This window comes from Streptomyces sp. NPDC029169 (assembly GCF_055563935.1).
The window spans coordinates 26433-34484 of record NZ_JBVHXA010000028.1 but is presented as its reverse complement, the minus strand read 5'-3'; the positions used below and the strand labels follow the sequence as shown (position 1 = coordinate 34484).

General features: G+C 70.7%; 4 protein-coding genes. 1 reads left to right on the top strand and 3 read right to left on the bottom strand.

From position 1 onward, the window contains the following. The 3 genes from ACZ4VI_RS33750 to ACZ4VI_RS33740 all read right to left on the bottom strand — a co-directional run. Positions 1-770 (bottom strand): acyl-CoA carboxylase subunit beta (locus ACZ4VI_RS33750; RefSeq protein WP_468005583.1); only part of this gene is annotated, 770 nt, incomplete at its 3' end. Between the two features lie 154 nt (positions 771-924). After that, entirely contained in the window at positions 925-3246 is a 2322-nt protein-coding gene (locus tag ACZ4VI_RS33745; protein WP_468005581.1) for a polysaccharide lyase 8 family protein, read from the bottom strand. A 120-nt stretch (positions 3247-3366) separates the two neighbouring features. Further along, entirely contained in the window at positions 3367-7197 is a 3831-nt protein-coding gene (locus ACZ4VI_RS33740; RefSeq protein ID WP_468005579.1) for an endo-alpha-N-acetylgalactosaminidase family protein, read from the bottom strand. A 216-nt stretch (positions 7198-7413) separates the two neighbouring features. Here ACZ4VI_RS33740 and ACZ4VI_RS33735 point away from each other — a divergent pair, with 216 nt between their 5' ends. Next, positions 7414-8025 carry a YceI family protein gene (locus tag ACZ4VI_RS33735; RefSeq protein ID WP_468005577.1) on the top strand — a complete coding sequence of 204 codons (612 nt, stop codon included), beginning with the start codon at positions 7414-7416 and terminating at the stop codon, positions 8023-8025. Positions 8026-8052: the final 27 nt, after the last annotated feature.

Below are 8052 nucleotides of genomic sequence, written 5' to 3'. Positions count from 1 at the left end.
ATCGACAGGAGGTAGCGCACCTCCGCGATGCAGGTCTCCTCGTCGTCATACGCGAAATGCGCCACACCGCTGGTCTCGGCGTGCACGTCCGCCCCACCCAGGCCGTTCTGGGTGATCTCCTCGCCCGTCACCGCCTTCACCACGTCCGGACCCGTGATGAACATCTGCGACGTCTCCCGCACCATGAACACGAAATCCGTCAGAGCGGGCGAGTACGCAGCCCCGCCCGCGCACGGACCCAGCATCACCGAGATCTGCGGGATGACACCCGAAGCACGCGTGTTGCGCTGGAAGATGCCCCCATAACCGGCCAGCGCCGAGACACCCTCCTGGATACGGGCGCCCGCACCGTCGTTCAGCGACACCAGCGGCGCACCCGCCGCGATGGCCATGTCCATGATCTTATGGATCTTCGTCGCGTGAGCCTCACCCAGCGCCCCGCCGAAGATCCGGAAATCATGCGCGTAGACGAAGACCGTACGGCCCTCGACCGTGCCCCAACCGGTGATCACACCATCGGTGTACGGCCTCTTCGCCTCCAGGCCGAAACCCTGCGCACGGTGCCGGCGCAACTGCTCGACCTCACTGAACGAACCAGGGTCGAGCAGCAGCTCGATACGCTCACGAGCCGTCAGCTTGCCCTTGGCATGCTGCGCCTCGGTCGCCCGGTCGCTCGGCCCACGCCGCGCCTCCTCGCGCAAGGCATGCAGCTCGGCCACACGGCCACGGGCGTCGGTCGGCTCGCTCGGGATCTGGTCCACAACGGTCATGTACCGACCCTACGAAGGCGACCAATAAAATCCTGCCGTCGACTCTTCACAGTCTCCCGGACGGAATCCTGGTGGAGTAAGACAGAAGCCCCTCTGCTTCAAGCCGAGTAAACAGCCATACCGGCCGTCTTTTGTCGACTTCTGACAAGAGGTCCTACAAGGCGACCTCGCAGCGGTGCGTCGCCCCTGCGGTACCGGGCGTGATCCGCAGCCGCAGGATACGGCCCACGGCGAGCACCTCCACCGAGGGATCGCGGCTGATCACCCGGCGCACCGGCTGGTCCCAGACGAGCTCCACGGGCTGCCCGGTGCGCGGCGGCTCGCTGATCCGCAGATCGAGCACGGAGCGCCTGCGGCGGACGAGCACGCTCGCCGGGGCGGTGACCGTGAGGCGTCCCACCGTACCGGCCTGCCAGAGGTTCGCGGCGTGGAGTCCGAGAGACGGGACGGAGACGGCCTGGCGGTCGGCGCTGTTGTCGAGGATCCGCAACCAGTCCGGGTCGGCCGCGCGCGCGGCCAGGGTGCGGGCGGAGGCGCCCGGCATGAGCAGGTACGCGTACGAGGCGGCGACCGGGTCCGTGCCGTGGTCGAACCAGAGAGTCTGGTAGGTGCGGGTGCGGCGCTCGGTGGAGCTGGTGGTGTTGATGTCGCTCCAGGCGCCGGTGCGGTCCTCGCGCAGGGCGCGGAGGTCCGCCGTGCCCTGGGGGAAGACCCAGCCACCGTGGCCTTCGAGGTGGGCCCAGCGGTCGTGGACGGTCAGCGCGTTCGCACCACCCTCGCCGAGGTTGCGGTTGTCGACGACCGTCTCGACGGGAACGCCGTCGGCGGCCGTGATCCCGGAGCCCAGGCAGATGACCGCGTCCGCCGCGCAGAACCAGGACTTACGGGCCTCCAGGGTCGAGCCGAGCCCCCTGAGGTGCTGGCCGACGGCGGCGAACTCGCCGTCCGTGGCCCCGCCGACCCAGCGCACGGCCGGCTTCGGCGCGCCCCACTCGCCGCCCGCCCGGTCGGCGAGCCGCTTGGTGGAGACCGTGGTGCCGGGCAGCCGGTAGGGGTCGACGGTGGGCCAGAACCAGTCCGTGAACTGGCCGCCCTGCCCGGGGGTCCACCAGGAGAGCATGCCGGCGCCGGTGTGCCAGCCGCGCGGGTTCTCGCCGTTGCCGCACTCGTAGTACGAGATCCGCTCCGAGGCCATGGCGATGTTCGCGGCCCAGCCGGGGCGGCGGTGGACGGCCCGGTCCATGGCGGAGAAGAGCCGGTGCCCGGTGGGCTCGGGGGCGGCGGGGACGGGCGCGTCGGCGATGGCGTGCAGCCGGGCGAGGTCGGCGACGCCGAACTGGCGGGCGGAGAGGACCGGGGAGACGGTGTCCCGCTCGATCCACCCCTTCACGCGCGCGTGCCACCGCTCGCGCTCGGCGTCGCTCGCGCCGGCTGCGAGGAGGGCGATGGCGGCGATGACGCCCTGGCCGTGGAAGTGGTCCGAGCGCATGATCCGCCGCTCGTCGTTCTTCAGGTAACCCCGGCTGACGGCACGCCCGTTGACGCTGTCCATCATCAGGCCGTCGTAGATCAGGGGCGCGTAGGCGTGCTCGACGCTGTCGAGGACGATCTGCCGGTTCGGGTCGGTCACGGCCCAGGCGGAGCCCGCGAGCAGGGCGAAGAGGCGGCCCAGGCCGTCGAGCATGACCTGTCCGTACGTGCCCGAGTAGGCGACCCAGGTGTGCTGGACGAAGGAGCCGTCGGCGTAGAGGCCGTCGCCCTTTGTCACGTACGGGAAGACGGGTGAGAGCGCGTCGCGGGCGAGGGCGATCTTGGCGGGGTCGGCGCCGAGGATGCCGCGCAGGGCGACGGAGCGGCAGAGGTCGACGCGGTTGGCGCCGGTGGAGGTGCCGGTGTAGTTCGTGAGCATCGAATCGGGGACGAAGTGGTCGACGGCGGCGCAGGCGGCCGCGATCCGCTCGGGCCCGAGGTGCGGGTGGAGCGCGGCGACGATGTCCATGAGGAGGCGGGGGCTGCCTATCTGCCACTCCCACCAATTCCCATAGCGGGTGGTGGTGGGGTTGTAGATCCGCGCGGAGAGGTGGTCGAGGCCGCGCAGGATGTCGGCGAGGAGGGTCGCGTCGCCGGTGAGGCCGGTGCCGGGCTGTACGTACGCCTGGGTCATCGTCCACAGGCGGCTGTAGCTCCGGGTGATGCCGGACGGCGGGTCGAAGGGGTCCCCGGGCCAGAGGCTGGTGTCGGTGGGGGCCATGGAGGCGCGGAAGGCGCGGGCGAGTTCGCCGGTCTCGGCGAGACGGGAGGCGTACGGCTCGGCGCCGGCGTCGAAGCCGGTGCCGAGCTGGAGGTCGAGCCAGCGCAGCCGCAGCGCCTCGAACTCCCCCTCCGCCGCGTGGGCGAGAGGGGGCAGTCCGAGGGCCGCGACCGAGGCGGAGGCGGTGATCAGGAAGGTGCGGCGGGACCAGGTTGGAAGGGGCACGGGAGCCTCCCGGAGGAAGAGGTGTAGACCGGTTGGCGCCCGGTGTAGCAGCCGCTCTCCGACGCAATCAATGAGCACCGCACGCTTTGGTGCAAGCGCTTTCCCTCATCTCCCGGTTCGTCAACCGCCGCAGTGGAACCGGGCGTTCCCCCAGTCCGCGTGGTCGTTCCCGTTGCCGTCGCCGCCGTCCCCGGCCACCAGCTCGACGTAGGAGGCTCCGGTGACGTCGGCGGTGAGCGACCAGGCCGGGTCGGTCGCCTTGAGGACCGGCGACTTCACCTTCTCCGTACCGTCGGCGCGGACGGCGAACGTGACGGTGCCGCGGGTGGTCTGGGCGTCGTCCACGCCGACCTCGGCGGTGAAGGAGGTGCACTTCCCGCCCAGGTAGTAGCGGACCGTGGCTGGGGCGTGGGTGCCCAGGCCCTTCGCGTACGCTACTCCCCCGATCCGCAGCGGGCCGCCGTCGCCGCTGCCCGTCCCGCCGTTGGACGTGTCGCGCTCGACGGGTCCCCAGCCGTTGGCCGCCGAGGTCCAGTCCAGGTCGCTCGCCCAGCTGTCCGTGGTGGGCGGCGGGGGCAGCGTACGGACGGTGGTGGCGGCGGTGAGCTTCCGCGCCTCTCCCCCGAGGGTGTACGTGAGCGTCGAGCCGAGGGGGTACGGCCGGTAGGCGGCGTCCACCGGGGGTGTCACCCGCCAGGTGGCGGTGGCCTCGGCACCGGCCGCGACCGTCCCGAGGGACACGGGGGCGGCCGGTTCGGCGGTCCAGCCCTCGGGCAGTTCCAGGGCGGCGGTGGCACCGGTGACGGCGCCCGTCTCGTCGTTGGCGAAGGTGGCCGTGACCTGGTTCGGGCGGCCCGGTTCCAGGGTCTCCGGGGCAGCGAGCCTGAGCGTGCCGCACGCCGCCTTCTCCGGCGCGGGACCGAGGTCGGTGACGGTGAAGGAGTCGAGGACGAAGTCGGCTCCGTCGGGGGCGTCGCCGCGCTTGCGCAGCCCGGTCCAGGTGTCGCCGCAGCCGGCGGTCACGGTCTCGGTGAAGTGACCGGTGGTCCGCTGCTGTCCGAGGGGCGTACGCCGGGTCTCCACCGAGGTCGCGTTCGTACGGTCGTAGCCGGTGACCCACTCGTAGGCGCCCGCATGACTGGACTGGTAGTCGTACGCGATCCGGTAGCTGTGCCCGTCCTTCATCGGGACGGTCCAGGGCGCGGTGCGGTAGACCAGGCCGCTGTTCTCGTCGTGGGACTTCAGGGACTCGGCGCCGCCGATGACGTCGTCGACGAGCTTTCCGTTCCAGCCGGCCTGGGTGTACGGGGCGTGCAGCTGGGCGATGTGGGTGCGCGGGTCGGTCGTGCCGCCGGAGTCGCCCTTGAGGAAGGGGCCCCAGCCCTGGTCGACGGCCTCGAAGTCCTCGTACGCGAGCGCGCCTGCCTTGGTGGCGGGGGTATTGACGACGATGCGGACGTCGTCGACCCGGACGGCGGCCGTACTGCCGCTCGCCGCCTCGATCCTGAGGGTCGTGGCGCCGCCTGCGGGGGCGGTGAAGGTGACCTTCGCGCGCTGGAGGCGGGTGCCGTTCCAGTCGGAGGCGGCGACCCGGTCCTCCAGGGCCGAGCGTTCAACGGTGACGGACTTCCCGCCGATGGAGAGCCTGGTCGGGCGGGTCTTGCCCGGCTCGACCTCGATCAGGGCGGAGGCGGTGTAGCGGGTGCCGGGGGTGAGGCCGGTGATCTGCTGCCGTACGGACGGAGTGGCGGAGCCGGTGAGCTCGGCGCTGTTGCGGCCCTGGTCGTCGGTGTCACGGGCGACCGTGCCGGTCTTCGACCAGGCCCGCAGCCCCGCGTCGTTGAAGCCGGGGTCCTTGACCGGGGTGCCTTCGCCCCAGCGCGGGTCGCGGGGCTCGGGGTCGCGGTCGGGGTAGAGGACGTAGGGCTGTCCGGCGGCGGCGTCGAGCGTGATCGTGCCGCCGCCGGCCCGGACCGTCGCGGTCTTCACACGGCCGTTGTCGGTGAGCTTGTAGACGCTGTACGAGCCGGTGCCGGGCACCGCCCAACTGGTCTTCCCGCCGGTCTTGTTGTAGTGGTAGAGCTTCTTCCCGCCGTCCCAGGGCAGCAGGTAGTTATCGCCGTCGAGGACCTTGCGGCCGTTCTCGTAGAACGCGCGCTTCCCGTTCTCGACGGTGCCGCGGACGCCGCCGGTGAAGGTGAGGTCGTTGCCGTTCCAGCGGGTGATGCGCTGCTGCTGGAGGTACTTGGCGGGCAGGTTCTTCTGCCAGATGTTGGCGTAGAAGTGGTTCCAGTCGGTCTCGCCGGTCCAGCCCTCGAAGTCCTCCAGGGCGGTCTGGCCGAGGACCGGGTGGTTGTTCCAGACGTCCTTCTCGCCGTTGCGGATGAAGCGGATGATCTGGGAGTTGAGGCCCTTGTTGGTGGCGCCTCCGTAGTTCAGGTCGTTGGCCCAGTGGGACCAGAGGGAGGCCCGCTCGAACTTCTCGGACCACTCGGTGGCGACGTTCCAGCCCTGGTCCTGCACGGCCTGGAGGGTCTTGTCGGCGATCCAGCCGTGCGTGTAGTAGACGTCGATGTACAGCATCGACAGGTTGGGGTCCGTCTCGTCGCGGAGCTGCTTGAAGCGGCGGGCGAGGTCGCCGCTGTTGAGGTCCCGGCGCTGGTCGATGTAGTAGCTCTGGTTGAGCCAGTTCCAGCCGGGCTTGGTCTTGTCGACGAGCGTCTCGCTGAAGTTCTTGGCCTCGGGGTACGACTCGGTGGCGTTGACGTGGACGCCGAAGCCCGCGCCCCATTTCCTGCCCTCCTTCAGGAGGGTGTTGAGGTCGGCGAGGCCGCCGGCGCGCTTGTTGTAGTTGCCGCCGTAGTCGGGGTGGGCGGAGTCGTGGCCCTCGGAGCCGTACCCCTTGAGCAGCGCGAACTGGCCGAGTCCGTCGGTGGCCAGGGAGATCCGCTTGACGTCGTCGAGGGTGCGCAGGAAGGGGTGGGTGGCGTTGGACGCGAAGTTGAACGGGATGTGGGCGATCACCCGGTCCGGGGTCTGCGCGCTGCCGGGGGCCTTGATCCCGATGGCGGGGAAGGCGAGTGCGCCGTCCTGCCAGTCCGTCCTCCCGTCGGCGTTGGCGTCGGGGGTGACGACGACCTTGGCCCAGGGGAGGTTCTCGCCGCTCTCGGGGGCGGGGGCGTCCGCGCCGCGGTAGGTCCACTGGCCGGACCAGACGCCGACGCGGGTCTCGGTGGCGGTCTTCCGGGCCTGGTGCCAGAAGCGGGCGCGGTCGCGGGCGCTCGGGCCGGCGGGCCTGTCGTAGGAGGAGTTGGACTCGACGGCGGCGGCGAGAGCGCCGGTGTTGACGATGGCGTAGCTCGCGCCCACGGGACTGGTCTCGGCCGGGGTGGCGTCGGTGATGTCGGCGAAGACGTCGGCGGTACGGGTGGAGTCCGGGTCGAGCCGGGTGAAGGCGGTCTCGGCGCCGCCGTCGGCGGAGCCGACGGACACCAGGTCGTGGCCGGGTATGTCGATCGTGCCCACCCGGAAGGCCTCGGTGTCCCGGACGGCGGTCACCTTGAAGGTGGTGGCCCGGCCGCTGACGCTCAGGCTCGCGTCGAGCTCCACATTGGGCAGGGCCGGGAAGGCGAGGGTGTACGCGGCGGAGGCGGGGGTGAGGACGGGGGCGCCGGTGGCCCGGACGGCGTAGGCGATGCCGTTGAGGACGACCTCGGTGACCGGGGCCGTACTACCGAGGAGGCGGGCGCCGGTGGCGCGGTCGGTGTACGAGACGACACGCGGGAAGTCCTCGGCGACGGCGACGGCGAGCTGGTCGGAGCCGATGAGGGCTTCGTCCGTACGTGACGCGGGGGCTTCGGCGAGGGCCGGTCCTGACAGGGCGAACACGGCGGATGAAGCGGCGGCGAGCGCGCAGGCCGCACGGATTCTTCGCGACTTGGGGAGGGGCATGGGGACTAGTTGGGCCCTTCGACAGGGCACCGTCAACGAGATCGCGGCCCGGCGGCCCCGCCAGTCCAAGAACCTCCTCCGGTTAGTCCAAGCGGGTATACATCGAGCAGAGATGTTGAAAGTTGAACGGAATAGAGTTACGGTAGGTCTCGTTGAAGATTCAACAAGCAGGCACCCGCCTCGCGCCACCCGCGCACCGTCCCCAAGGAGCACGTCATGGGCATCTTCGGCCGCAAGAGCAACGACACCGCCACCGCCGTCGCCACCCTCCCCGTCGACCCGGCGCTGGCCGCGCTGACCGGCGAGTACACGATCGACCCGGCGCACAGCAGCATCGGCTTCACCGTCCGTCACGCGATGGTCACCAACGTGCGCGGCAGCTTCGCCGAGCACGAGGGCACGCTGGTGCTCGACGGCTCGAACCCGGGCGCCTCCACCGCCTCGATCGACGTCCGGATCGCCTCCGTCGACACCGGCATCGCCGACCGCGACGGCCACCTGCGCAGCGGCGACTTCTTCGACGCCGAGCAGTTCCCGCTGATGACCTTCCGCTCCACCGAGGCCGAGCAGCTGGGTGGCGACAAGTACCGCGTGACCGGAGACCTCACGATCAAGGACGTCACCAGGCCGCTCTCGATCGACCTGGAGTTCAACGGCTCCGCCACGGACCCCTACGGCAACCAGCGCGTCGGCTTCGAGGGCTCGGCCGAGATCCTCCGCTCCGACTGGGGCCTGACCTGGAACGCGGCGCTGGAGACCGGCGGCGTCGTGGTCAGCGACAAGGTGAAGCTGAACTTCGACATCTCCGCGATCAAGAACGCCGCCTGATCTCTCCCGGGAAACCCCTGCTCTCCC